At 59.3% G+C, this 23,591-nt stretch carries 24 protein-coding genes; 9 read left to right on the top strand and 15 right to left on the bottom strand.

Features of this window, described 5'->3' with window-relative positions; genetic code table 11:
• Positions 1-184 precede the first annotated feature (184 nt).
• Together typA and FHT82_RS19765 are read right to left on the bottom strand one after the other, a co-directional pair.
• Positions 185-2,005 (bottom strand): translational GTPase TypA, encoded by a 1,821-nt coding sequence (gene typA, locus FHT82_RS19760; protein ID WP_183734389.1) that lies wholly within the window; start codon positions 2,003-2,005, stop codon positions 185-187.
• 159 nt (positions 2,006-2,164) lie between these two features.
• A complete protein-coding gene (locus FHT82_RS19765) occupies positions 2,165-4,252 on the bottom strand; it encodes a M3 family metallopeptidase (RefSeq protein WP_183734390.1) in 2,088 nt (695 codons plus the stop codon).
• 205 nt (positions 4,253-4,457) lie between these two features.
• Between FHT82_RS19765 and FHT82_RS19770 the strand changes: the two genes are divergently transcribed.
• Entirely contained in the window at positions 4,458-4,904 is a 447-nt protein-coding gene (locus tag FHT82_RS19770; protein WP_183734391.1) for a hypothetical protein, read from the top strand.
• On the opposite strand, the gene FHT82_RS19775 is transcribed toward FHT82_RS19770, so the two are convergent.
• Together FHT82_RS19775 and FHT82_RS19780 are read right to left on the bottom strand one after the other, a co-directional pair.
• Entirely contained in the window at positions 4,905-5,546 is a 642-nt protein-coding gene (locus FHT82_RS19775) for a LysE family translocator (protein WP_113183562.1), read from the bottom strand.
• A 185-nt stretch (positions 5,547-5,731) separates the two neighbouring features.
• The gene (locus FHT82_RS19780; protein WP_183734392.1) at positions 5,732-6,955 is read right to left on the bottom strand and encodes an argininosuccinate synthase; all 1,224 of its coding nucleotides are present in this window, start codon (positions 6,953-6,955) and stop codon (positions 5,732-5,734) included.
• A 188-nt stretch (positions 6,956-7,143) separates the two neighbouring features.
• Between FHT82_RS19780 and FHT82_RS19785 the strand changes: the two genes are divergently transcribed.
• Together FHT82_RS19785 and FHT82_RS19790 are read left to right on the top strand one after the other, a co-directional pair.
• Entirely contained in the window at positions 7,144-7,995 is an 852-nt protein-coding gene (locus FHT82_RS19785; protein ID WP_183734393.1) for an SDR family NAD(P)-dependent oxidoreductase, read from the top strand.
• 87 nt (positions 7,996-8,082) lie between these two features.
• The gene (locus FHT82_RS19790) at positions 8,083-8,724 is read left to right on the top strand and encodes a LysE family translocator (RefSeq protein WP_183734394.1); all 642 of its coding nucleotides are present in this window, start codon (positions 8,083-8,085) and stop codon (positions 8,722-8,724) included.
• 24 nt (positions 8,725-8,748) lie between these two features.
• Here FHT82_RS19790 and FHT82_RS19795 read toward each other — a convergent pair whose 3' ends face one another.
• The 5 genes from FHT82_RS19795 to FHT82_RS19815 all read right to left on the bottom strand — a co-directional run bounded on the left by FHT82_RS19795 (position 8,749) and on the right by FHT82_RS19815 (position 13,685).
• Positions 8,749-9,543, bottom strand: a complete 795-nt coding sequence (locus FHT82_RS19795) for an ABC transporter ATP-binding protein (RefSeq protein ID WP_183734395.1) — start codon at positions 9,541-9,543, stop codon at positions 8,749-8,751.
• Positions 9,540-10,418 carry an ABC transporter permease gene (locus tag FHT82_RS19800; RefSeq protein ID WP_183734396.1) on the bottom strand — a complete coding sequence of 293 codons (879 nt, stop codon included), beginning with the start codon at positions 10,416-10,418 and terminating at the stop codon, positions 9,540-9,542. The genes FHT82_RS19795 and FHT82_RS19800 overlap by 4 nt, the downstream gene beginning before the upstream one ends.
• Positions 10,419-10,641: 223 nt before the next feature.
• Complete coding sequence (locus FHT82_RS19805; protein WP_183734397.1) at positions 10,642-11,595, bottom strand: ABC transporter substrate-binding protein; 954 nt, start codon at positions 11,593-11,595, stop codon at positions 10,642-10,644.
• A 93-nt stretch (positions 11,596-11,688) separates the two neighbouring features.
• Positions 11,689-12,924, bottom strand: a complete 1,236-nt coding sequence (gene rlmN / locus FHT82_RS19810) for a 23S rRNA (adenine(2503)-C(2))-methyltransferase RlmN (protein WP_183734398.1) — start codon at positions 12,922-12,924, stop codon at positions 11,689-11,691.
• Between the two features lie 245 nt (positions 12,925-13,169).
• Positions 13,170-13,685 (bottom strand): invasion associated locus B family protein, encoded by a 516-nt coding sequence (locus FHT82_RS19815; RefSeq protein ID WP_183734399.1) that lies wholly within the window; start codon positions 13,683-13,685, stop codon positions 13,170-13,172.
• 336 nt (positions 13,686-14,021) lie between these two features.
• Between FHT82_RS19815 and FHT82_RS19820 the strand changes: the two genes are divergently transcribed.
• Positions 14,022-14,582 carry a sigma-70 family RNA polymerase sigma factor gene (locus FHT82_RS19820; protein ID WP_183734400.1) on the top strand — a complete coding sequence of 187 codons (561 nt, stop codon included), beginning with the start codon at positions 14,022-14,024 and terminating at the stop codon, positions 14,580-14,582.
• On the opposite strand, the gene FHT82_RS19825 is transcribed toward FHT82_RS19820, so the two are convergent.
• The gene (locus tag FHT82_RS19825; protein WP_183734401.1) at positions 14,579-14,971 is read right to left on the bottom strand and encodes a YkvA family protein; all 393 of its coding nucleotides are present in this window, start codon (positions 14,969-14,971) and stop codon (positions 14,579-14,581) included. The genes FHT82_RS19820 and FHT82_RS19825 overlap by 4 nt on opposite strands.
• Before the next feature lie 64 nt (positions 14,972-15,035).
• Positions 15,036-15,341, bottom strand: a complete 306-nt coding sequence (locus tag FHT82_RS19830; protein WP_183734402.1) for a 4a-hydroxytetrahydrobiopterin dehydratase — start codon at positions 15,339-15,341, stop codon at positions 15,036-15,038.
• Between the two features lie 35 nt (positions 15,342-15,376).
• Here FHT82_RS19830 and FHT82_RS19835 point away from each other — a divergent pair, with 35 nt between their 5' ends.
• Complete coding sequence (locus tag FHT82_RS19835) at positions 15,377-15,877, top strand: low molecular weight protein-tyrosine-phosphatase (protein ID WP_183734403.1); 501 nt, start codon at positions 15,377-15,379, stop codon at positions 15,875-15,877.
• Here FHT82_RS19835 and thpR read toward each other — a convergent pair.
• Together thpR and FHT82_RS19845 are read right to left on the bottom strand one after the other, a co-directional pair.
• Positions 15,784-16,377 carry an RNA 2',3'-cyclic phosphodiesterase gene (gene thpR, locus FHT82_RS19840; protein ID WP_183734404.1) on the bottom strand — a complete coding sequence of 198 codons (594 nt, stop codon included), beginning with the start codon at positions 16,375-16,377 and terminating at the stop codon, positions 15,784-15,786. The two genes, FHT82_RS19835 and thpR, sit on opposite strands and share 94 nt — an antisense overlap.
• A gap of 68 nt (positions 16,378-16,445) precedes the next feature.
• On the bottom strand, positions 16,446-17,090 hold the full coding sequence (locus FHT82_RS19845) for an arylesterase (RefSeq protein ID WP_183734405.1): 645 nt from the start codon (positions 17,088-17,090) through the stop codon (positions 16,446-16,448).
• A 72-nt stretch (positions 17,091-17,162) separates the two neighbouring features.
• Here FHT82_RS19845 and FHT82_RS19850 point away from each other — a divergent pair, with 72 nt between their 5' ends.
• The 4 genes from FHT82_RS19850 (at position 17,163) to FHT82_RS19865 (ending at position 21,986) form a co-directional block, all read left to right on the top strand.
• Positions 17,163-17,870, top strand: coding sequence for an ABC transporter ATP-binding protein (locus tag FHT82_RS19850; RefSeq protein WP_183734406.1), 708 nt, complete (start codon positions 17,163-17,165; stop codon positions 17,868-17,870).
• The gene (locus FHT82_RS19855) at positions 17,867-20,410 is read left to right on the top strand and encodes an ABC transporter permease (RefSeq protein ID WP_183734407.1); all 2,544 of its coding nucleotides are present in this window, start codon (positions 17,867-17,869) and stop codon (positions 20,408-20,410) included. Before FHT82_RS19850 ends, FHT82_RS19855 begins: the two co-directional genes overlap by 4 nt.
• Positions 20,411-20,588: 178 nt before the next feature.
• Complete coding sequence (locus FHT82_RS19860; protein ID WP_183734408.1) at positions 20,589-21,317, top strand: Bax inhibitor-1/YccA family protein; 729 nt, start codon at positions 20,589-20,591, stop codon at positions 21,315-21,317.
• 111 nt (positions 21,318-21,428) lie between these two features.
• Positions 21,429-21,986, top strand: coding sequence for a GNAT family N-acetyltransferase (locus FHT82_RS19865; protein ID WP_183734409.1), 558 nt, complete (start codon positions 21,429-21,431; stop codon positions 21,984-21,986).
• Positions 21,987-21,992: 6 nt separating this feature from the next.
• Here FHT82_RS19865 and FHT82_RS19870 read toward each other — a convergent pair whose 3' ends face one another.
• Positions 21,993-22,394: a DUF2794 domain-containing protein gene (locus tag FHT82_RS19870; protein ID WP_183734410.1), complete on the bottom strand. Its 402-nt coding sequence runs from the start codon at positions 22,392-22,394 to the stop codon at positions 21,993-21,995.
• A 273-nt stretch (positions 22,395-22,667) separates the two neighbouring features.
• Positions 22,668-23,408, bottom strand: a complete 741-nt coding sequence (locus tag FHT82_RS19875; protein WP_183734411.1) for a thioredoxin family protein — start codon at positions 23,406-23,408, stop codon at positions 22,668-22,670.
• Positions 23,409-23,591: the final 183 nt, after the last annotated feature.

The following is a 23,591-nucleotide window of genomic DNA, read 5'->3' on the forward strand; positions in this document are numbered from 1 at the left end:
TCCTGCCGGAGGCAATTAACCATATGCGCTGACCGCATCGTGATCGATTGCCCACAGACTTGATATGTGGACGACAGATAAATTTTAACGCTTTTTTAACGATTGTCACAAGCCGGAATCGACGCAGCGCACAATAAAAAACCCCGGCGCAACGGCCGGGGTTTTAAGGGATGGCTCAAGGCTCTTAGAGCGCCGCCTTCGACTTTTCGAACCGCTTGCGGTCGTTTGCGTCGAGATACATCTTGCGAAGACGAATATTCTTCGGCGTCACTTCCATCAGCTCGTCGTCTTGGATCCAGGAGAGCGCACGATCAAGCGTCATGCGGATCGGCGGCGTCAGCTTCACCGCTTCGTCCTTGCCGGCGGCGCGGATGTTGGTGAGCTGCTTGCCCTTCAGGACGTTTACCTCAAGGTCGTTGTCGCGCGAATGGATGCCGATGATCATCCCGGCATAGACCTTTTCGCCCGGCTCGATGATCATCGGGCCACGATCTTCCAGGTTGAACATCGCATAAGCGACGGCTTCGCCGGAACCGTTGGCGAGCAGCACGCCATTGACGCGGCCACCGATCACACCCTTGTAGGGCTGGTAGTCATGGAACAGGCGGTTCATGATCGCCGTGCCGCGCGTATCCGTCAGCAGCTCCGACTGGTAGCCGATCAGGCCACGGGTCGGTGCGTAGAAACGCAGGCGAAGGCGGTTGCCGCCCGACGGGCGCAGCTCAGCCATTTCGGCCTTGCGCTCGGACATCTTCTGGACGACGACACCGGAATGTTCTTCGTCGACGTCGATGACGACTTCTTCGATCGGCTCCAGAAGCTGGCCGCTTTCGTCCTTGTGCATCACGACGCGCGGACGTGACACGGCAAGCTCGAAGCCTTCACGACGCATGGTTTCGATGAGAACGGCGAGCTGAAGTTCGCCGCGGCCGGAAACGTAGAACGAATCCTTGCCTTCGGCTTCTTCGATCTTCAGGGCGACGTTGCCCTCGGCTTCCTTGAAGAGACGGTCGCGGATGACGCGGCTCGTCACCTTGTCGCCTTCGGTGCCCGCCAGCGGGCTGTCGTTGACGATGAAGGACATGGTAACCGTTGGCGGGTCGATTGGCTGCGCCTTCATGGCTTCCGAGACGGACGGATCGCAGAACGTATCGGCGACAGTACCCTTGGAGAGACCAGCAATCGCGACGATGTCGCCCGCCTGCGCATCGTCGATCGGCTGACGCTCGATGCCGCGGAAGGCGAGGATCTTGGAAATACGACCGGTTTCGATCAGCTTGCCATCCTGGCCGAGAACCTTGACGGCCTGGTTCGGCTTGATCGAGCCCGATGCGATACGGCCGGTGATGATACGGCCGAGGAAGGGGTTGGCTTCGAGAATGGTGCCGATCATGCGGAACGGACCTTCTTCGACGGTCGGCTCCGGAACATGCTTCAGCACTAGGTCGAGAAGCGGCGCAAGACCCTCATCCTTCGGTCCCTCTGGATTGACGTTCATCCAGCCGTCGCGGCCCGAACCGTACATGATCGGGAAGTCGAGCTGTTCGTCGGTTGCGTCGAGGTTTGCAAAGAGGTCGAAGACTTCGTTGATGACTTCTTCATGGCGGCCATCGGGGCGGTCGATTTTGTTGATCGCGACGATCGGGCGAAGGCCGACCTTCAGTGCCTTGGAGACGACGAACTTCGTCTGCGGCATCGGGCCTTCGGAGGAATCGACCAGAACGATCGCGCCATCCACCATCGAGAGAATGCGCTCGACCTCACCGCCGAAGTCGGCGTGGCCGGGAGTGTCGACGATGTTGATACGGACACCCTTCCACTCGACCGAGGTCGCCTTGGCGAGAATGGTGATGCCGCGTTCCTTTTCGAGATCGTTCGAGTCCATCACGCGTTCTGCAACGCGCTGGTTCTCACGGAACGAGCCGGACTGTTTCAGGAGCTCGTCGACGAGGGTCGTTTTGCCATGGTCAACGTGCGCGATGATCGCGATGTTGCGAAGTGCCATTTGTCATAATCTCTGAGGCTGGGGCGCTACGCTTAGTGGACGCGCCATTTATGTTTGGCGCGCTCATACCGTTTTTTTCGCGATTGCGAAAGGGGGTGGCACGCGAAAGCTGCGGCATGGCCGTCACCATGCCGCTTTGCTCTATGTCATCAAACTGTCTTATGCGTCGCTACCTGTCAATTCCTCGAAGGTCGCAAGCCCCTTTTTGACGAGCATTGCGTCGGGGCTCGGCAGCTTGCCGCGGAAAGCCTTGTAGGCATCTTCCGGATCGACGGAGCCACCGGTGGAGTAGATGTTCTCGCGAAGCTTCCTGGCCATTTCGCCATTAAAGGCATCGCCCGTCTCTTCGAAGGCGGCGAAGGCATCGGCATCGAGCACTTCCGACCACATGTAGGAGTAATAACCCGCCGAATAGCCGCCGGAGAAGATATGCTGGAAGTGCGGTGCGGCATGGCGCATGACGATCGATTTCGGCATGCCGATTTCAGCAAGCACTTCCGCCTGCACCGCCATCGGGTCTTCGACCTTGTCGCGGGTATGGAAGGCCATGTCGACCAATGCCGAGGACGTGAACTCCACCGTGTTGAAGCCGGAATTGAAGGTACGGGCTGCCAGAACCTTATCGAGCAATGCCTGCGGCATCGGCTCCCCGGTCTCGAAATGCACGGCATATTCCTTGAGGATGGCGGGAACCGTGAGCCAGTGTTCGTAGAGCTGCGAAGGAAGTTCCACAAAATCGCGCGAGACGCCTGTACCGGCGACCGAGGGATAGGTGACGTTGGAGAGCATGCCATGCAGCGCATGACCGAACTCGTGGAACAACGTACGCGCGTCATCGAGCGAAAGCAGGGCGGGCTTACCTTCGGCCGGTTTTGCGAAGTTGCAGACATTGTAGATGATCGGCAATTCGCCATGATGGCCGTTCTTCAGCACCAGCTTGTGCTGGGACTGGAAGGAGCTCATCCAGGCGCCCGAACGTTTCGAGCTGCGAGCGAAATAATCGCCGAGGAAGAGCGCGACCAGCTTGTCGTCGCGGTCGCGGATCTCGAAGACGCGCACATCGGGATGATAGGCGGCCATGCCCTTCTTCTCGATGGCATGAATGCCGAATAGGCGACCAGCAACCTCGAAGCAGGCGTCGATGATCCTTTCGAGCTGAAGATAGGGCTTCAGCTCCGCTTCCGAGAAATTGAACCGCTGCGCCCGGATCTTCTCCGCATAATGACGCCAGTCCCACGGCATAACCTCATGGTTCTTGCCTTCGGCCGCAATCAATCCGGCGATATCGGCTTCTTCCTCATGAGCGCGTTTCACGGCTCTGGCCCAGACGGCGCGCAACAGATGGTTCACCGCCTCGGGTGTCTTCGCCATCGTGTTATCGAGCTTCAATTCGGCGAAGTTGCCGTAGCCGAGAAGCTTCGCCACTTCGTCGCGCAGCGCAAGCGTCTCTCTGATAATACCGCGATTGTCGGTCGCACCGACATTCTCACCGCGCGCCACCCAGGCCTTGAAGGCCTGCTCGCGCAGATCCCTGCGCTCCGAAAAGGTCAGGAAAGGCTCGATGATCGAGCGCGACAGGGTCACGGCATATTTGCCCTCCTCACCGCGCTCCCGGGCAGCCGCCGCCATCGCGTCGCGCAGAAAATCGGGAATCCCGGCAAGGTCGTCTTCGCTGGAGAGGATCAGCGACCAGCTCTTCTCGTCGGCGAGCACATTCTGCCCGAAGCTGGTGCTGAGACCCGCGAGCTTTTCGTTGATCGCGGCAAGTTTCTCCTGCTCGGCCTTCGGCAGCTTGGCGCCCGATTTCACGAAGCCCTTCCAGTGCCGCTCCAGCACGCGTGTCTGCTCCAGCGTCAGACCAAGGCTTTCGCGCTTTTCCCAGAGGGTGTCGATGCGTTTGAAAAGATCCGCATTCATCCCGATCTTCGAGTAATGCCGCGACATCTTCGGCGAAATATCCCGCTCCAGCGCCTGAATGGCGTCGTTGGTATGGGCACCGGCGCGGTTCCAGAAAAGAGCGGAAACGCGCGACAGCTCATCGCCGGCGATTTCGAGCGCCACGACCGTATTGTCGAAGGTCGGCTCCTGCCCGTTACCGGCGATCTCGTCGATCTCTCTTTCGTGCGAGGCGAGAGCGGCCTCGAAGGCGGCCTCGAAATCGCCATCGGCGACCGCATCGAAACGCGGCAGGCCATGAAGGCCATTCCAGTTGACAAGTGCCTGATTGAATTGACTGGGAGAAGACATATGAAAGTCCTTTATGCCGGCAAGTGGATCGGTAATATAGGAAGGCCATCACGGAATTGATATGTGGCTGACTTGGACTTTTGCCCGCCCGGCTAAATCTTGGGGGCAAGAATTGATACATAAAAATTAACCAATCGTTAACGATTGACGCGAATCGGGCCAAGACGCTAAATTCCCCTTAATCTTCAAGTAAGAGGACATGCGCATGGACATTTTTTCCGTGCGGTCTTCTCAGAGTTTGCTATTCAAAAATAATCCCAATAATAACGCAAAAAGTTCGAAGACCGCTGATATTGCAATTGAGCCGAAGCCAACTGCCGCCCAAGGCTCATTCCAGATCGAAGACTCTGACAACGGGCAGCCGCTCGATTTTACAGCCGTCAGTCCGGGTGAATTGCGCAGCTATGCGCGCCAGGGCTACGACAATGGCCTGATCGATCAGAATACGTTTGCCGCGATATCCGAACCGCTGCCGATGCACGCGATCGATCCGCTCGGCAATGTCATCGATCTATCCAACGTCACAGACGGCACGAGCTTCAACTTCCTCGAATACTATCGCAACCAGCTTCAGATCGCCATGTCGATCGGCGATCCGAATGAGGTTCAGACGCTGAATTCGGTCGTCGGCTTTCTCATCAATGAGGCCTGATCAGGCCTTTCGCCAGCCAAGCAGGCCGGGTGTGGCGTGCCAGAGAGCCTGTACGGCAAAGCCCATGAAGAGCACACCGGAGCAGCGGACGATCAGCCGCTCATGCGCACGGTAGAAGCGGCGCACGACGCCGGCGCCGATGATGCCGATCAGGATGATATCAGCCGTGACGAAACCGACGAAGGAAACGCTGAGCAGCATCGGCAGAGCCTGGAAATCGAGCGCGCTCGCCGAGCCCGCCACCAGTGCCGTGAAGGTGGCAAGCGCCACTGGATAGCCCTTCGGATTGGTGACGCCGAAGATCAGCCCGCGGCGGAACGGCCGCTCCACCACCATCAGCGCCTGCCCCTCGGCCTTCGGCTTGGCATTGACGGCACTCCAGCCGATCCAGGCGAGATAGAAACCACAGGCAAGTCCGAGCAGGTCGAATACGAACGTGCCGATCGTCTTGGCCCCGACGATCGCGATCAGCGCCAGTCCCGACCAGATGATGTCGCCAACGAGATGACCCATCATGAAGAAAGCGCCTGCCTTGCGCCCCTGCCCGGCGCCGATGCCGAGAAGCTGCAGGAACGCCGGGCCGGGAATGAGCACATAAAAAAGCGCCGCCAGGAAGGCGCCGAGAAGCAGGGATTGCGGCATGGAAATGCTCCGGTGATGACGGCTCAGCTTATGCGATAGCCCTGCCGCGTCAAGACGTTACAACCTGCAATCGGTGCGAAAAAGAAAAGGCCCGCGTTCCGTGAACTGCCCCCGAAGGTTGTCGTCCAACTTTCGGGGGTCAGTTCACGGAGCGGCGGGCCTCTTTGAGATCGGTCTGAAGCCGCTTACTTCTTCAGGTTACGCTTGCCGAGCGTGCGAAGACGCAGCGCGTTGAGCTTAATGAAGCCCGCGGCATCCTTCTGATCGTAAGCGCCCTGATCGTCTTCGAAGGTAACGAGCTTGTCGGAATAGAGCGACTTTTCGCTCTCGCGGCCGATGACCATGACATTGCCCTTGTAGAGCTTCAGCGTCACTTCACCTTCGACATGCTCCTGGCTCTTGTCGATGAGAGCCTGCAGCATCTCGCGTTCCGGCGAGAACCAGAAGCCGTAATAGATGAGTTCGGCATAACGTGGCATCAGCTCATCCTTGAGGTGAGCAGCACCACGGTCGAGCGTGATCGACTCGATGGCGCGATGCGCCGCAAGCAGGATCGTGCCGCCGGGGGTCTCGTAGACACCGCGCGACTTCATGCCGACGTAGCGATTTTCGACGAGGTCGAGGCGGCCGATACCGTTGTCGCGGCCGTAATTGTTGAGCGCCGCAAGCAGCGTCGCAGGGGACATCTCGACACCGTTGATCGAAACGGCGTCGCCCTTGCGGAAACCAACCTTGATGGTGGTCGCCTTGTCGGGCGCCGCTTCCGGCGAGATGGTGCGCATATGCACATATTCAGGAGCCTCCTGCGCCGGATCTTCCAGAACCTTGCCTTCGGAAGAGGAGTGCAGCAGGTTGGCGTCGACGGAGAAAGGCGCTTCGCCCTTCTTGTCCTTAGCAACGGGGATCTGGTGCTTCTCGGCAAATTCCAGCAGGTCGGTACGGCTCTTGAAGGCCCAGTCGCGCCACGGCGCGATGATTTTGATATCGGGGTTCAATGCATAGGCCGAAAGCTCGAAACGGACCTGGTCGTTGCCTTTACCGGTCGCGCCATGCGCGATCGCATCGGCGCCAGTCTTTCGGGCGATATCGATGAGATGCTTGGAGATCAGCGGACGGGCAATCGACGTGCCGAGCAGATAGACGCCCTCATAGACGGCATTGGCGCGGAACATCGGAAAGACGAAATCGCGCACGAATTCTTCGCGCACGTCCTCGATGTAGATCTCCTTGATGCCGAGCATCTCGGCCTTCTTGCGCGCCGGCTCCAGCTCTTCGCCCTGGCCGAGATCGGCCGTGAAGGTGACGACTTCGGCGCCGAGTTCGGTCTGCAGCCATTTCAGGATGATCGAGGTATCGAGGCCGCCCGAGTAAGCGAGCACGACTTTCTTCACGTCTTTGTGTGATGCCATGATGATGAGGTCCGTTGCATGAAGGCCGCGGCACACCCGCAAAGCCCAGTATCCCGGCACTTTTAGCGAGATTGGCGCGTGACGCAAGGGCAACGAGGACGGCAACCGGCCCGATAGGGTTTGACAGCGCAGACCGTGAGCCCATATTCGGCAACGTCCGAACAATGCTCCGAGGAGAGGCTAGGCCCGTGACAAATATTCAAGACATTTTCAAGCAATCCAATGTTGCCGTCATCACCGGCGGTGCGTCCGGCATCGGCCTTGCGGCCGCAAAGCACTTTGCCAAGGCCGGCATGAGTGTCGTCATCGCCGATCTGGGCGGCGACAAGCTGGCGGAAGCGCGCGCCGAACTGGAAGCGATCGCCGGCCAGGAACATGTAATGGCCGTCGAGACCGACGTTTCGCAGAAAGAACAGATCGAAGCTCTCGAACGCGCCGTCATCCAACGCTTCGGCCGCGTTCACGTGCTGATGAACAATGCCGGCATCGGCCCGGAAACATCAATTTTCAGCGCCCAGGCCGGTTGGGACAATATACTCGCCGTCAATCTTCTCGGCGTCATCAACGGCGTCAGAACCTTCGGCCCTGGCATGATCGCCCATAACGAACCGGGCCTCATCATCAATACCGGCTCCAAGCAGGGCATCACCACGCCGCCCGGCAACCCCGCCTACAATATTTCAAAAGCCGGCGTGAAGGTTTTCACAGAAGCGCTCGAGCATGAACTGCGCAACACCGCAGGTGCAGGCATTTCCGCGCATCTCCTGATCCCCGGTTTCGTCTTCACCGGCCTCACCAAAGGTGACCGCAGCGAAAAACCTGCCGGCGCCTGGACGCCGGAGCAGACCGTCGATTTCATGGTTGAAAGCCTGGAGCGCGGCGACTTCTACATCCTCTGCCCCGACAATGACGTAGCCCGCCCCGTCGATGAACGCCGCATGGCCTGGGCGATCGGCGACATCATCGAGAATCGTCCGCCGCTGTCACGCTGGCACAAGGATTACGCCGACAAGTTCAAGGCCTTCCTCGAACAGAAGTAATCGGCGCCATAACAAGGTTTGATTGGTAATTTTCTGAAAGCCGGATAAGAGATCCGTCAGATCTTTTTCCAGCTTTCAGAGCAGACCATGGATTTCCTGCCGAGCTTTCCGACGCTTATTGCCTTTGCCGCCGCCACCCTGTTGCTTGCGGCAACTCCCGGCCCTGACATGACGCTGTCGATCAGCCGTGCGCTTGCGCAGGGCAAGAAGGCAGCGCTCTTCGTCGTTCTCGGCACCAGCCTCGGCATCGTCGTGCACACGATGCTGGTCGCCTTCGGCATCTCGGCGCTGATCACTGCGTCCCCGACCGCCTTCCTGATCCTGAAGACCGGAGGTGCGGCCTATCTCTTCTGGCTGGCCATCCAGGCGATCCGCTTCGGCTCGAAGCTGACGGTTGCCAAGGTCGAAGGCCCGAAGGGGACGATCCTCTCGAACGTCTCCTCAGGCTTCTGGGTCAATCTGCTGAACCCGAAGGTCATCATCTTCTTCATGACCTTCCTGCCGCAGTTCGTCAGCGCCAGCGATCCCGCCGTCACGCACAAGCTGCTCTTCCTCGGCTTCTGCTTCATCGTGATCGGGATGCCGGTCAACGCAGCCGTTGTCATGGCGGCCGACTGGCTGGCGAGCTGGCTGCAGAAGAACAGGAAGGTGCTACGTGGCATGGATTATACCTTCGCCGGCGTCTTCTCGGTTTTCGCCGCCAAGATCCTGCTCACCCAAGCCCGCTAATCAACCGATCAGCACGCTGTCGGCTTAGCCGATCAGCAGGGCATCGTCATCGAGCGTCTGGCCGCGCATCTTGCGGAACATGGCGATCAGGTCTTCGACCTGCAGGTTCTTCCTGTTGTCGCCGGCGACATCGAGAACGATCTCGCCGCCATGTAGCATGATCGTGCGGTGACCGTAGTCTAGTGCCTGACGCATGGAATGCGTGACCATCATCGTCGTCAGCTTGCGTTCAGAAACGATCTTCTGGGTGAGGTTCATGACGAACTCGGCCATGCCTGGATCGAGTGCTGCCGTATGCTCGTCGAGCAGCAACACTTCAGAGCCGGCAAGCGTCGCCATGACCAGCGAAACTGCTTGACGCTGCCCACCGGACAGCAGGTCCATACGGTCTTTCAGCCGGTTTTCCAGCCCGAGATTAAGCTCGGCGATTCGCTCCTTGAAATAGTCGCGGCGGCTTCCACCGAGTGCTGCGCCGAGCCCGCGCTTTTCACCACGCCGGGCGGCCAGAGCGAGGTTCTCCTCGATCGACAGCGCACCGCAGCTTCCGGTCAATGGATCTTGGAAAACGCGCGCCACCAGACCGGCGCGGGCCGATGTAGACTTGCGCGTCACGTCGGTCTTGCCGATCAGCACCGAGCCTTCGCTCGGCATGACATCACCGGCGAGCACGCCGAGCAGTGTCGATTTGCCGGCGCCGTTGGAGCCGATGACGGTGACGAAAGAGCCTTCCTCGATGGTCAGGTTGACGCCGTTCAGCGCCTGTTTCTGCAGCGGTGTACCGCGTCCGAAAACGACCTTGATGTCCTTGACGCTGATCATGATGCGGCACCTCGGCGAAGGCGGGGAAGAATGAGCGCGACGGTCACGAGCACGGCCGTCACGAAATTGAGATCGGAGGCCTGCAGGCCGACGACATCACTCGAAAGCGCAAGCTGGATGGCGATGCGGTAGATGATCGAGCCGAACACGCATCCAACAAGCGCAATCAGCAGCCCGCGGCGACCGAGCAGAGTCTCACCGATGATGACGGCGGCAAGGCCGACGACGATGGTACCGACGCCCGAAGTCACATCGGCAAAGCCGTTGGTCTGTGCAAAGAGTGCGCCTCCAAGTGCCACCAGCGCATTGGAAATCGCCATGCCTAGATAGATCTGCCTGCTGGTATCGACACCCTGAGCGCGGGCCATGCGGGCATTGGCGCCGGTTGCGCGCATCGCAAGCCCGCCATCGCTTTCCAGAAAGCGCCAGACGACGATGACGGCGACAACGACCAGAACGCCGACGAAAAACGGACGCACGTAAAAATCCCTCAGACCATGACCGAAGAAGGGGCTGATCATCGTATCGGCATTGATAAGCGCGACATTCGGTTTGCCCATCACCCGCAGGTTAACGGAGAAGAGCGCGATCATCGTCAGGATCGAGGCGAGGAGATTCAGGATCTTGAAGCGTACATTGAGGAGCGCCGTCACCATGCCTGCCGCAGCACCTGCACTCATCGCAATCAGAGCCGCAAGCCAGGCGTTGACGCCAGCAATGATCAACACTGCAGTCACCGCCGCGCCAAGCGGAAACGAACCGTCCACTGTCAGATCCGGGAAATCGAGGACACGGAAGGCAAGATAGACGCCGAGAGCGACGAAGGAATAGACTAGGCCGAGCTCGACGGCCCCCCAGAATGCGATTTGGCTCAAGGCTTTCAGCCCCTTCTTGTTTCCGTTCCGCCCGTCGCGAAACCGGAGCCTTTTAGCGCATAACCCCTTAAATCGGAACCGATTTAAGGAAAGGATTATGCGCAGTTTTTACATTGTTACAGCGTCCTTGCGCGCCATCTGGCGCGCGGCGCTGTAATGCAACAGCCGCCCCCGTGCAAACGGGAGCGGCTGATTGTCACTAAGACCTTGGAACGACGGTCGTTTATTCAATAACCTTGTTGGCGCGTGAAATAACGCTATCCGGCAGAGTCACGCCCATTTTGGTTGCGGCAGCCTTGTTGATGACGAGGTCGCTGCCAGCTGCGGTCTTCACCGCGATATCGCCCGGGTTTTCACCCTTCAGCACCCGCACGACGATCTCTCCCGTCTGCTTGCCGACATCATAATAGTTGAAGCCGAGCGCTGCGATCGAGCCGCGAGAAACGGAGTCCGTATCAGCAGTGAAGAGTGGCAGCTTGCTCTCTTCGGCGACGGCAACGGCACCTTCGAGCGCCGAGATGATCGTGTTATCGGTCGGGATGTAGATCGCATCGGCACGGCCGACCAGCGCGCGGGCAGCGCCCTGCACTTCGGCAGACTTCGTGGCAGCCGATTCAACGATGGTGATGCCGGCCTTGTCGGCTTCGGCCTTCAGCGCTGCCAGCAGCGAGACGGAGTTCGCCTCGCCGGAATTGTAGAGGTAACCGATCGTTTTCACGTCAGGCAGGATTTCCTTGATCAGCGCAATATGCTCGCCGACCGGCGACATGTCGGAAAGACCAGTCACGTTACCGCCGGGCTTGTCCATGTTCTTGACGAGTTGCGCGCCGAGCGGATCGGACACGGCGGTGAAGACGACAGGGATATCGCGCGTCGCGGAAACGACGGCCTGGGCGGACGGCGTGGAGATCGGCACGATGACGTTGGGCTCATCGCCCGCGAACTGGCGGGCGATCTGGGCTGCCGTTGCGGGATTGCCCTGTGCGGATTCGAAGACGAACTTGAGGTTTTCGCCTTCCTTGTAGCCGGCAGCGGCCAGCGCATCCCTCACGCCGTTACGGGCTGCATCGAGTGCCGGATGTTCGACGATCGCGGTTACGGCAACCGTAACGTCATCGGCCTTCGCCGGCAGCGTCAGGGCCAAAGTTGCGGCAAAAGCCAGAAGAATTGAACGCATGAGTGTCCTCCACGATGATTTTGAGGGCATTTTTAGGAAAAGTGCCCTCGATAATCAATCGCGGAGAATTGTAATGAAGATCAAACTTGCTGATCAGTCGTCGGCTCCGTGATTGGCGATCATCATCGCCTCGAACGCAAGACGTTCCGTCTTTCGCATGCGCTCGGATTCCGACTTGAGCTGACCGCAGGCCGCCAGAATGTCACGGCCGCGCGGCGTGCGGATCGGCGAAGCGTAACCGGCCGAATTGATGAAATCGGCAAACTTCTCGATCTGCGCCCAGTCGGAGCACTGGTAGTTGGTGCCCGGCCACGGATTGAAGGGGATGAGGTTGATCTTCGCCGGCACGCCTTTCAGGAGCTGGATCAGTCCCTTGGCGTCTTCCAGGCTGTCATTGACGTCCTTCAGCATCACATATTCGAAGGTGATACGCCTCGCGTTCGAAAGCCCCGGATAGTTCCGGCAGGCCTCGATCAGTTCCTTCAGCGGATACTTCTTGTTGATCGGCACGAGAATATCGCGCAGGTCATCGCGAACGGCATGCAGCGAGATCGCCAGCATGACGCCGATTTCGTCACCGGTGCGGAGAATTTCGGGTACGACGCCTGACGTGGACAGCGTCACGCGGCGCTTGGACAACGACAGGCCGTCACCATCCGTGGCGATCAACAACGCTTGCTTGACGGCATCGAAGTTATAGAGCGGCTCGCCCATACCCATCATCACGATATTGCTGACTTTGCGGCCTTCGGAGGGCACTACGGCGCCGACAGGCACGTCGCGGTCCGGGAAGTCGCCCAGCCGGTCGCGGGCCAGCAGAAGCTGGGACAGGATTTCCTCGGCAGTCAGGTTACGCACCAGCCGCTGCGTGCCGGTGTGACAGAAGGAACAGGTGAGCGTGCAGCCGACCTGGCTGGAAATGCAGAGCGTACCACGGCCTTCTTCGGGAATATAGACAGCCTCGATCTCGACCGGCCGGCCGGCGCCGCGGGGCGGAAACCGCAGCAGCCACTTACGTGTGCCGTCATTGGAAATCTGTTCCTCGACGATCTCAGGCCGGGCGATGGTGAAATGCTGCTTCAGCATCTCGCGCATGTCCTTGGCGACATTCGTCATGTGGTCGAAATCGGAAACGCCGCGCACGTAGATCCAGTTCCAGAGCTGCGAGACACGCATCTTGATCTGCTTGTCCGGCACGCCCTTTTCGCGCAGTGCCGCAGCCATTTCCTCGCGCGTCAGACCGATCAGCGACGGCTTTGGCGAAAGCTCAACGCCGAGAGGCGCCCGGGTGGCGGGCTTGGCAACGGTCATCGCATCCATGACGGACATAATCTTCTAATCCCGAACTCAACATGGCAACCATCCCGGGAAGCCGGAAGACTTACGGGGCCGTTGACGCATGATTGCAGAAAATGAATGGCGGAGCGGCGATGAGACCGCCATCTTTCCGCAGTTGCGCGCCGCTTTAGCATCATTTTTGGCCCACGTCACTAGACATGGAAGCGTCACTATAGATGGAAACGACAAAGGCCGGCGCAAGGCCGGCCTTTGAAACATTGGCCCGAAACGCGAGCTTACTTGCAGCTTTCGATCTGCTTCAGCGCAGCCGAGATGCCGGACAGAGAGTAGCTGTAGGAGGTACCGGTACCCTTGCGCGAGGTAGCGCTGACAGTCATCGAATGACCGGTCTTCATGGCTGCGACGAGCGCCGGCTCCTGAGCCGCGTTCTCGACCCATCCGGCCTTGTCCTTGGTGAACATCACGAAAGTTTTATTGTCGATCGTAACGTTGATCTTCGAATTTTCCTTCACCGTATAGCCCATCATCGCCTGCGGCTCATAGGAGATGTTCTGGCCGGGGCGCTGCGACACGATGAAGAAGTTATCGCCATGGTCGACGCTTGCCGGCTGCTTGGCGGTCGGCACCGAAAGCACGTAGCAAACGGTGGAGGCGCCGGACTTGTAGGAATAGGCGCCCCATGCCTGGAACTGCTGAATGCGGGTCGGTGCTGCTGCCGCCTGCTGCGCTGCCGCCACTCCGGTCATAGCAACTGTGAGGGCGAAAGCGGATACGATACTTTTTACAAACATGGAATTCCTGCCGGTTCTTGCGGTTCAAGGCCCGAAGCGATCATTGCGGGCGGCGCATGATCACGATCTGCTTTATTTTGACTTAATTCAGGTTACCAAATGGTCAACAATGGCTGCGAATTGTATCTGACTGTTTCATTTTCGCCCGACTGTTAATTTGCGAACCGACAGCGGCGCGTAGGGTTACACGCTGCCTTGATGGCTGAGCCCATCCGTTCGGCTGAATTTAAGACACAAAGATTCAGGCAAGAGTTTGACCTTTCTAAAATCCGTTGTAGGTCGTTAAGGTGAGGAAATTCGGATCGAAATCTTGGCTGCGGGGAGTTCGTGAGAGGGATGGATGCCGAGGAAAGACAGCGTTTCGCTGCCCTCGCAAAGGCCGTTGCCGATGAACGCGACGAGTCGGCATTCTCCATACTCTTCGACCATTTCGCGCCTCGCCTGAAATCGTGGCTGATGCGCCAGAAAATGACATCAGGCGAGGCTGAGGAACTGGTGCAGGAGATCATGATCGTTCTCTGGCATAAGGCCGATCTCTACGATCCCACCCGCTCCTCCTTCTCTACTTGGCTTTTCCGCATCGCCCGCAATCGGCGCATCGATCTCCAGCGCCGCGCGCTGGTACGCGTTTTCGATGAGAAGGATCCGACGCTTCAGCCACCGGAAGAAATGAGCGCCGACGAAATCGTCGCCAATGATGACCGTGACGCCAAGGTACGCGATGCCATCGCCCAACTCCCGCAGGAACAGCGAGCGCTGCTGCAGGCCGCCTTCTTCCTTGGCCAGTCGCATACCGAAATCGCCGAAGCGACCGGCCTGCCGCTTGGCACGGTCAAGTCGCGCATCAGGCTTGCCTTCGGCAAGCTCCGAAACCTGGTGGAACGGGAAGAGGCCTAAATCGTCTTCATGCCGTCTTCGGAACGCTCGGCAAGAACGCGATCGGCCGCCTCATAATGGCTCGGTCGGATATTGCCCCTGATCATGGCAAATGCCGCCGACAGGACGGCGATATCGTCAGAAAAGCCGATAACGGCAAAGATATCCGGGATGATGTCGACAGGCATGACGAAATAGGCAAGGGCCGCCAGGAGCACGCCGCGCACTCTGGTGGGCGTCTGCGGATCGAGCGCGCAATAAAAGCCGGCGACCACATCGCGTGAAAACGGAATCTGCCGCACCGCACGACGAAAGGTCGGCCAGAATTTCTGCCGCACCGTCTCCTCGCGCCGGTTCTGCGTATCCTCGTCGCCCGGCAACAGGATCTCTCCGTATTTGACCTCGTCCATCCCGATATCCCTTTTCGTCGCTCCGATCATATGGTGATGGCCCGAGCTGAATCAATCGGCCGATTCAATCGGTCCGTCTTGCCGCCGCCTTCTCCATGGCCTTTGCCAGCTTGAAGTCCAGCTCCGTCAACCCACTGGCATCATGGGTGTTGAGCTTCACCTCGACACGGGAATAGACGTTGAACCATTCCGGATGATGGTTGAGCTTCTCGGCGGCAAGCGCCGATTCAGCCATGAAACCGAAAGCTTCCACGAAACTCGCGAATTTGAACGTCTTCGAAATCGAGCTTGCGGAATCGTCGAGCGCCCAGCCCTTGAGCTCGCCGAGCAATTGGTTGATTGCCGATCTTTCCAGCTTTTCCATTTTCATGCCATGCTCCTTTCATCCTTCCGTCGGATCCTCAGATGAAACGTATCAGTCTCCTCTTTGTTTGCATGGGCAATATCTGCCGCTCTCCACTCGCCGAGGGAATATTCGATCACGTTGTGGGCGAGGCAGGCCTTGGCAATGCACTCCGCATCGATTCCGCCGGCCTCGGCGGCTGGCATCAGGGAAAACTGCCCGACCCTCGCTCGATCGCCACGGCCAGCGCGCATGGCATCGACATTACCGGGCAGCGCGCCCGAAAGATCTTGCCCGAGGATTTTGACGATTTCGATCTGATCGTCGCCATGGACCGCTCGAATGTCGTGGAACTGCGCCGCCGTTCGCCACACGCAGACAACACTCATCTCTTCGGCGATTTCGCGCTTGGCACCGGCGAAGATATTCCGGACCCCTATTATGGCGGCCCGGAAGATTTTGAACTCGTCTATGCGAGGCTCTTGGCCGGCTGCAGCACGCTGGTCGAAAGGCTCGGCGCCATCAGCGGCTCGTGGAGCGGGAAGACTTCCTCGGTCAGGTAAGGCCCGCCGCCGACCGATTCGCGCGACGACAGAAGCACGAAACGCGGCACGGTGAAGGTAGAAGTCTGGAAGTTGCCGCGGCCGGCGAGATAGTGAACCACATCATCGACACGCGAATATTTCAGCCGGGCCAGCGTGACATGCGGCGTGAATTTGCGCGGATCCGGCGGCAGGCCGATGCGTTGGCAGATCCGCTCGATCTCGCCTTGAAGGGCGTACATTTCCGGCGAAGGAGAAACGCCAGCCCAGATCGAATGCGGTTTCTTGGAGCCGAAAGAGCCGATACCATCGAGCCGGAGCTGGAATTCCGGCCGGTCGATCCGGTCAAGGCGCTCGACGATTTCATCTGCGGTGCGGCCATCGACATCGCCGATGAAGCGAAGTGTGATGTGGTAATTCTCCACATCGATCCATCGTGCTCCGGGAAGACCACCGCGCAACAATGACAGGCTCATCGCCGCATTGCGCGGAATTTCGAGGGCGGTAAATAGTCTCGGCATAACGAGCACTCCCCGAATCTTTTGCAGGTGCTCACACGGAATCACGCATTACAAACCTGTGCAAGCCCCTATTTCTTCACAGAAGAAATCGTGTCGACGAATTTTGTGACAGCCGGCTCCATCTTCTCCACCATCACGTCCACGCCCTTGGCATTGGGATGCATGCCATCATCGAGCTTCAGGCCCGCATCGAGCACCACACCGTCGAGGAAGAATGGATAGAGCTCAACCCCATGTTTTTCCGCAAGTTTTTGGTAGATCGGGTTGAAGCGTTCGGCGTAGTCCGCACCCATGTTCGGCGGCGCCATCATGCCGGCAAGGAGCACGGCAATGCCACGCTCTTTTAACCGGCTTATCATCTGGTCGAGATTTTTTTCACTCTGTTCCGGCGGGATACCGCGAAGCGCATCATTGGCGCCAAGTTCGAGGATCACCCCGTCGGTTCCGTCAGGAATGGACCAGTCGATTCGCGCCAGCCCGCCCGTCGTCGTATCGCCGGACACGCCGGCATTGGTGATCGAAACGTCAATCCCCCTGGCCTTCAGCGCCGCCTGCAGCCTCTCGGGAAAGCCGTCGCCTGGCGGCAACTGGTAACCTGCCATCAGGCTATCGCCGAAACCGACCAGATTGATCGTACGCGCTTCGGCAACTGTCGAGAAAATCAGCGAGAAGATGATGACAGCGAAGTGAAGGGCGGCAACTTTAAATCTCATAATGCTTTCCCTAGATTGGCTAGGTGCCGTTATGCGGCCATTCGGTTAGGGAATTATATAGGGCGATTTCTGTTGGCCAAAACCATCATCGATCTGAAACACGCCGATTTGACGCTCGGTAATGCTGCCGCCTCCGTTCATGTGCTGAAGGGCATCGATCTGGAGATCAGCGCCGGCGAATCCGTCGGCATCGTCGGCCCCTCGGGCTCCGGCAAGTCGACGCTGCTGATGGTGCTTGCGGGCCTGGAAAAGCTCGACAGCGGCGAGATCAACATCAATGACACACCGCTTCACGCGCTGAGCGAGGATCAGGTCGCAGATTTCCGCGGCCGCAACATCGGCATCGTCTTCCAGTCCTTCCATCTGATTGCCAACATGACGGCGCTGGAAAACGTCGCGGTGCCGCTCGAACTTGCCAATATTCCCAACCCCTTCGAGATCGCCCAACGCGAGCTGAATTCCGTCGGCCTCGGCGAACGCCTGAGCCACTACCCCGGCCAGCTCTCCGGCGGCGAACAGCAGCGTGTGGCGATCGCCCGCGCGCTGGCACCATCTCCCGCCCTGCTGATCGCCGACGAGCCGACCGGCAATCTCGACACCGATACCGGCCGGCAGATTGCCGACCTCCTGTTTTCCAAGCAGGCCGAACGCGGCACGACCCTGCTGCTGGTGACCCATGATATCGGCCTTGCCAACCGCTGCTCACGCCAGATCCGTGTCCGCTCCGGCCGCATCGAAGGCGATAGTGCCGTCCGCCAATCCGAGGCGGCGATTGCATGACGATCGTCACCCCGCACATCTCGCTCGCCTTCCGCCTGGCCCTGCGCGAGCTGCGCGGCGGCCTGAAGGGCTTTTACATTTTCCTCGCCTGCATCGCACTCGGCACTGCGGCAATCGCCGCCGTCAATTCGGTGTCGCAGTCGATCACAGATACGATCGCTTCGCAGGGGCAGGAGCTTCTCGCCGGCGACGTTCGTTTCGAGCTCAACAACCGTGAAGCCACACCAGAGGAGATGAATTTCCTGCGCGGCCTCGGAGAAGTCTCCGTCTCCACCGGCCTTCGCTCCATGGCCCGCAAGCCTGACGGATCCGATCAAGCGTTGGTCGAGGTCAAGGCCGTCGACGAGGCCTATCCTCTCTACGGCACCCTCGAAGCGGAACCGAACTATCCGCTCGCCTCCATGCTATCGGGAGAAGGCGGCACCTACGGCGCCATTGTTGCCCCGCTGCTACTGGAGCGGCTGAGGCTGCAGATCGGCGATGAATTGCTGCTCGGCAACGTCAAGCTCAGCATCACGGGCACCGTCAAGACGGAACCGGATGCGCTCTCGGAAGGCTTCGGTTTCGCCCCCCGCATGCTGGTCAGCCGGAACGCGCTTCAAGCCTCCGGGCTGATCCAGACAGGCAGCCTTGTGGAGCATGCCTACAAGATCAAGCTCGAAGACCGCGGCACGATGGCTGGCATCCAGGCCCGCGCTACCAGAGAATTTCCTTCGGCCGGCTGGTCGATCCGCACCAGTGATCGTGCGGCACCGTCGCTGACGGAGAACATCACCCGCTTCTCACAGTTCCTGACGCTGGTCGGCCTGACCGCGCTGATCGTCGGCGGCGTCGGCGTCGCCAACGCGGTACGCGCCTTCCTCGACGCCAAACGAACCACGATCGCGACCTTCAAATGCCTCGGCGCGCCGGCGGCCGTCGTGGTGTGGATCTATCTGTTCCAGATCGCCATCATCGCGGCGGGCGGCGTCGTGATCGGCCTGGTGCTTGGCGCGCTGTCACCAATGCTGGCCGCGCAGTTCCTTGCCCAATTCCTGCCAGTTTCTACCGATCCGACCCTCTATCCCGGCGCGCTGTTGCTTGCGGCCCTCTTCGGCATACTGACGACACTCGCCTTCGCCATCCTGCCGCTCGGCCATGCACGCGAGGTTCCGGCAACCGCGCTCTTCCGCGAGCAAGGCTTTGAAGCCCGCCGCCTGCCCTCCTGGCCCTATGTGCTGCTGGCCGTGCTCTTCTTGGCCGCATTGGCCGGCCTTGCCATCTTTACCGCCTATGACCGCTTCATTGCTGTGGTCTTCGTCGGAGCCATCATCTTCGCCTTCGTCATTCTGCGCCTCGTCGCGGCTCTGATCGCCTGGCTGGCGCGCAGGTGCCCGCGCGTAAGCTCGCCGGCGCTCCGGCTGGCGATCGGCAATATCCATCGCCCGGGCGCTTTGACACCCTCCGTCGTCCTTTCGCTCGGCCTCGGCCTTGCACTGCTGGTGACCCTGACGCTGATCGACGGCAACCTGCGCCAGCAGTTGACCGGCCGCATGAACGAAGGTGCACCGAATTTCTTTTTCGTCGACATCCAGAGCGCCGAGGTCGACGCCTTTCGCAACCTGATCCACGCCCAGTCGCCGAACGGCAAGCTGGTGGAAGTGCCGATGCTGCGCGGCCGCATCATTGCCTTCAACGGTCAGGACGTGACCAAGATGAATGTTCCGGCGGCGGGCCGCTGGGTGCTGAATGGCGACCGCGGCATTACCTACGAGGAAAGCCTGCCGGAGAATTCGGCACTCGTCGAAGGGCAATGGTGGGGAAAGAATTATAGCGGCGAGCCGCTCGTCTCCTTCTCGGCGGAAGAGGCCCATGAGCTCGGCCTCAAGATCGGCGACACCGTCACCGTCAACGTGCTTGGCCGCAACATCAGCGCCAAGATCGCCAATCTCCGGCGGGTCGAGTGGGAATCGCTGTCGATCAACTTCGTCATGGTCTTCTCGCCGAATACCTTCCGCGGCGCGCCGCATGCTTGGCTTGCGACACTGACCGATCCCGCATCGACCGAGACTGAAGACGCCGCAATCCTGAAGTCGGTGACCAATGCTTATCCGACGATTACGAGCGTACGCGTCAAGGATGCGATCGATATCGTCAATCAACTGATCGGCGAGCTTGCAACCGCGATCCGCGCTGCAGCTTCCGTCGCCCTCATCGCTTCCGTCCTCGTGCTGGCTGGTGCACTTGCCGCCGGCAATCGCGCGCGAACGCATGATGCGGTGGTGTTGAAAACGCTTGGTGCGACGAGAACCATGCTGATCCGTGCCTTCAGCTACGAATATCTGATCCTCGGCCTCGCCACCGCCATCTTCGCACTCTTTGCCGGCGGCGTGGCAGCCTGGTTCATCGTCAGCCGCATCATGCGCCTGCCCTCCAGCTTCATGCCCGATGTTGCCGGCCTTACCCTCGTCACGGCGCTCGTCCTGACCGTCGGCATCGGCCTGATCGGCACCTGGCGCATCCTCGGACAGAAGGCAGCACCCGTTTTGCGCGAGCTGTAGCAGGTTGGATACTCAAATCCCTTCACCTTACGGCGATTTAACCGAACGGCTGATTGTAAAGGCCTTGTCTGAAAAGGTCGAAAGCCTCATATTGTCAGCAGGCATGCTGAAGCTCCGCAGCGGCGCCCGGGTCGTGAACCCGACACCGTATTTCCATCGGAGCTTGTAAGAGGAAACTATGGCTGATCTTCGTAACTACCAAAGCCGTGCACAAACCGGCGAAGTGATTGATCAAGGCCTCCGCGCTTATATGCTCAAGGTCTACAACCTGATGGCGCTGGGTTTGGCGATCACCGGTGTGGCCGCCTATCTGTCATTCCAGTTCGCTTTCGCCAATGGTGAGCTAACCGCATTCGGTCAGGCGATTTATGCGAGCCCGCTTCGGTGGGTTGTGATCCTTGCACCGCTTGCTGCCGTGTTCTTCCTGAGCTTCCGTATCAACCGGATGAGCGTGGCTGCAGCGCAGACCACCTTCTGGATCTATTCCGCACTGGTTGGGCTGTCCCTCTCGTCGATCTTCATAATCTATACGGGCCAGAGCATCGTACAAACCTTCTTCGTGACGGCCGCCTCCTTCGGTGCGCTGTCGCTTTACGGCTACACGACAAAGCGCGACCTGTCGGCAATGGGTTCGTTCCTGATCATGGGTCTCTTCGGCCTGATCATCGCTTCGATAGTCAACATCTTCCTGGCTTCGTCCGCCGTGCAGTTCGCGATCTCCGCGATCGGCGTGCTGATCTTCGCAGGCCTCACCGCCTACGATACCCAGCGGATCAAGGAAATGTATTTTGAAGCAGACGGTTATGACGTCGCTGGCCGCAAGGCCATCATGGGCGCGCTGACGCTCTACCTCGACTTCATCAACCTCTTCATGTTCCTGCTGCAGTTCATGGGCAACCGGAAATAAACGGCTCACACTGAAAACGGAAAAGGCGGCTTCGGCCGCCTTTTTTGTTGCGAGCGGCTGACCGGAGTGCTTCAACAGGAGCCTTCCTTCAACCGTGCCGATCGATCCGAAATGCCCCCTATTCTACGCGACGCTCTTCCTTCCGATTTTCCCGCCATTACTGAAATCTACCGCGAGTCCGTGCTGAACGGTACGTCCAGCTACGAGATCGTACCGCCGACGCAGGCAGAAATCGCAGCCCGCTTCTCCGCCATCCGCGAGCAGAGCTATCCGTACATTGCTGCCACGGGCGAAGACGGAACCCTGCTTGGCTATGCCTATGCCTCCGCCTTCCGCACGCGGCCAGCCTATCGCTGGCTGGTCGAGGATTCGATTTATCTCAGCACGGAGGCGCGCGGAAAGGGCATCGGCAAGCTGCTGCTCGCAGAGCTGATCTTCCGCTGCACTGTGTCTGGCTTCCGACAGATGACCGCAGTCATCGGCGGCGCGAGCCCGGCTTCGATCGCGCTTCACCGCTCGCTCGGTTTCGAAGTGATCGGCCTGATGAAGGGTGCTGGCTACAAGCATGGCCGCTGGCTGGACACGATGCTGATGCAACGGGAGCTCGGCGAAGGGACGGAAACCCATCCCGATCCCGAGGCCTATCCCGGTACGCTGTTCAAGGGATGAGCTTGTCTACTTATCGACGAGCTTCAACGACTTGTCGAAGACCTTCAGCACCGGTCCGAGCTCGTGACCGCGCTTCAGGATCATGCCGCTGAAATTCACGACGGAAAAAGCGCCCTGCTTTGCGGCAAGCTTCGGGTTCTTCTCGATTCGGAAGAGAGGCATTTCGCCTGAGCGCTTGAAGACGGAGAAGACTGCCTTCTCCTTGGTGTGGTCGATGGCATAGTCTTTCCACTCGCCCTCGCCCACCATTCGACCGTAGATCCACAAGATCTGGTCGAGTTCTCGCCGGTGAAACGTCACCGGCATCGGCTCCTTGTTTTGTCTGTATTCCCTGAGATCAACGACGGTTGAAGAGTTATTGTCGACGGAGCGGCTTTCGCCGTGTCGCAAATCCGGCGTATCTGTCATCAGAATCCCAAGACCTCCACGTGTGACAGGAGAGTGACAGTTTGCCCGAGCCGCGGCAAAATGCAAGGCCACGGACTGCCACACTGGGGACGAAACCGGCTTTCTCCGCCGTGCCGCATTTCAGTCAAAACAGCGCCTCATTTCCAAGAGAACTATAGGTTCCAGTTTGGCGCCAGCGCGCCAAAGGGCCCGGCGGAGCGTATCGACCTTAACCCCAGCCCCGAATACGCTTGGCCGGGCCGCCTGACATTCATCTGCAAGCAGATGAAATTCTTAGATATTTTTTCCAGCCATGACGACGGCCGCGCCGAGGATTGCTCCCGGATCGCCGTTAGCTGTCGCAGACTGCAAGAGAATCGCCGACCCCTCCAGATCAGGTTTTTCCATCACGCTCGCCGGCAGGGTGAGCGTCGTGGCCTTGCCATCCCACATGCCGACGGTCTCCACATCGGTCACGCTGTGGAGGTAAGAAATCTTCTTGCCGCTGTTTTCGCCCTTCTCGACATCGATCGTTTTTTCCTTCTCGAAATAGACGATCACGACATTGGCCTTGCCCTGTCCGGCGCCGAGCTTGATCTCCAACTCATCGCCGCTCATGCGCGCGCTGACAGGTATAGTCAGGCCTTTACCCTCGTTGGCATAGCCGTTTATCTTGCCGTTGATGCCGGCGAGATCCGCACCTGCAAGATGGTCACGGCCATTGACGATCACCTGCGGCGTATAGACGTTGCTGCGGCCCATCATGCGAGCATAGCCATACTGCCGCTCGGTATTTTCCTTTGAGCTCAGCGTGTCGGCCCAGCCGAGATAATTCCAGTAGTCGACATGATAGGCGAGTGCGATGACATTGCCCTGGCTGACGAGCTTGCGGAATGCGGCATCGGCCGGCGGACAGGAGGCACAGCCCTGCGCCGTGAACAGCTCAACGACGCCTTTCGGCGTGCCGTCTTCGGCCAAGAGCGGACCTGCAAAGGCAAGCCCGGCGACCAGCGGGATCAGAAAACGCGGGGACATTCACCAGCACCTCTTTTTCAGCGCCGGCAACAGTCCTGAACCGCCGGCTCTGAGATATGAACGTACGAATAATCCTTCCAGGTCCAAACGCAAAGTCACGAACGGGTGAGACGGAGCCGCAGGCGGAGTGCAGCCGAAACACATCACCGTGAGCAGTGAAACACCCTCGTTTTCCGCAAAGGA

This window comes from Rhizobium sp. BK275 (assembly GCF_014193555.1).
GTDB lineage: Bacteria > Pseudomonadota > Alphaproteobacteria > Rhizobiales > Rhizobiaceae > Rhizobium.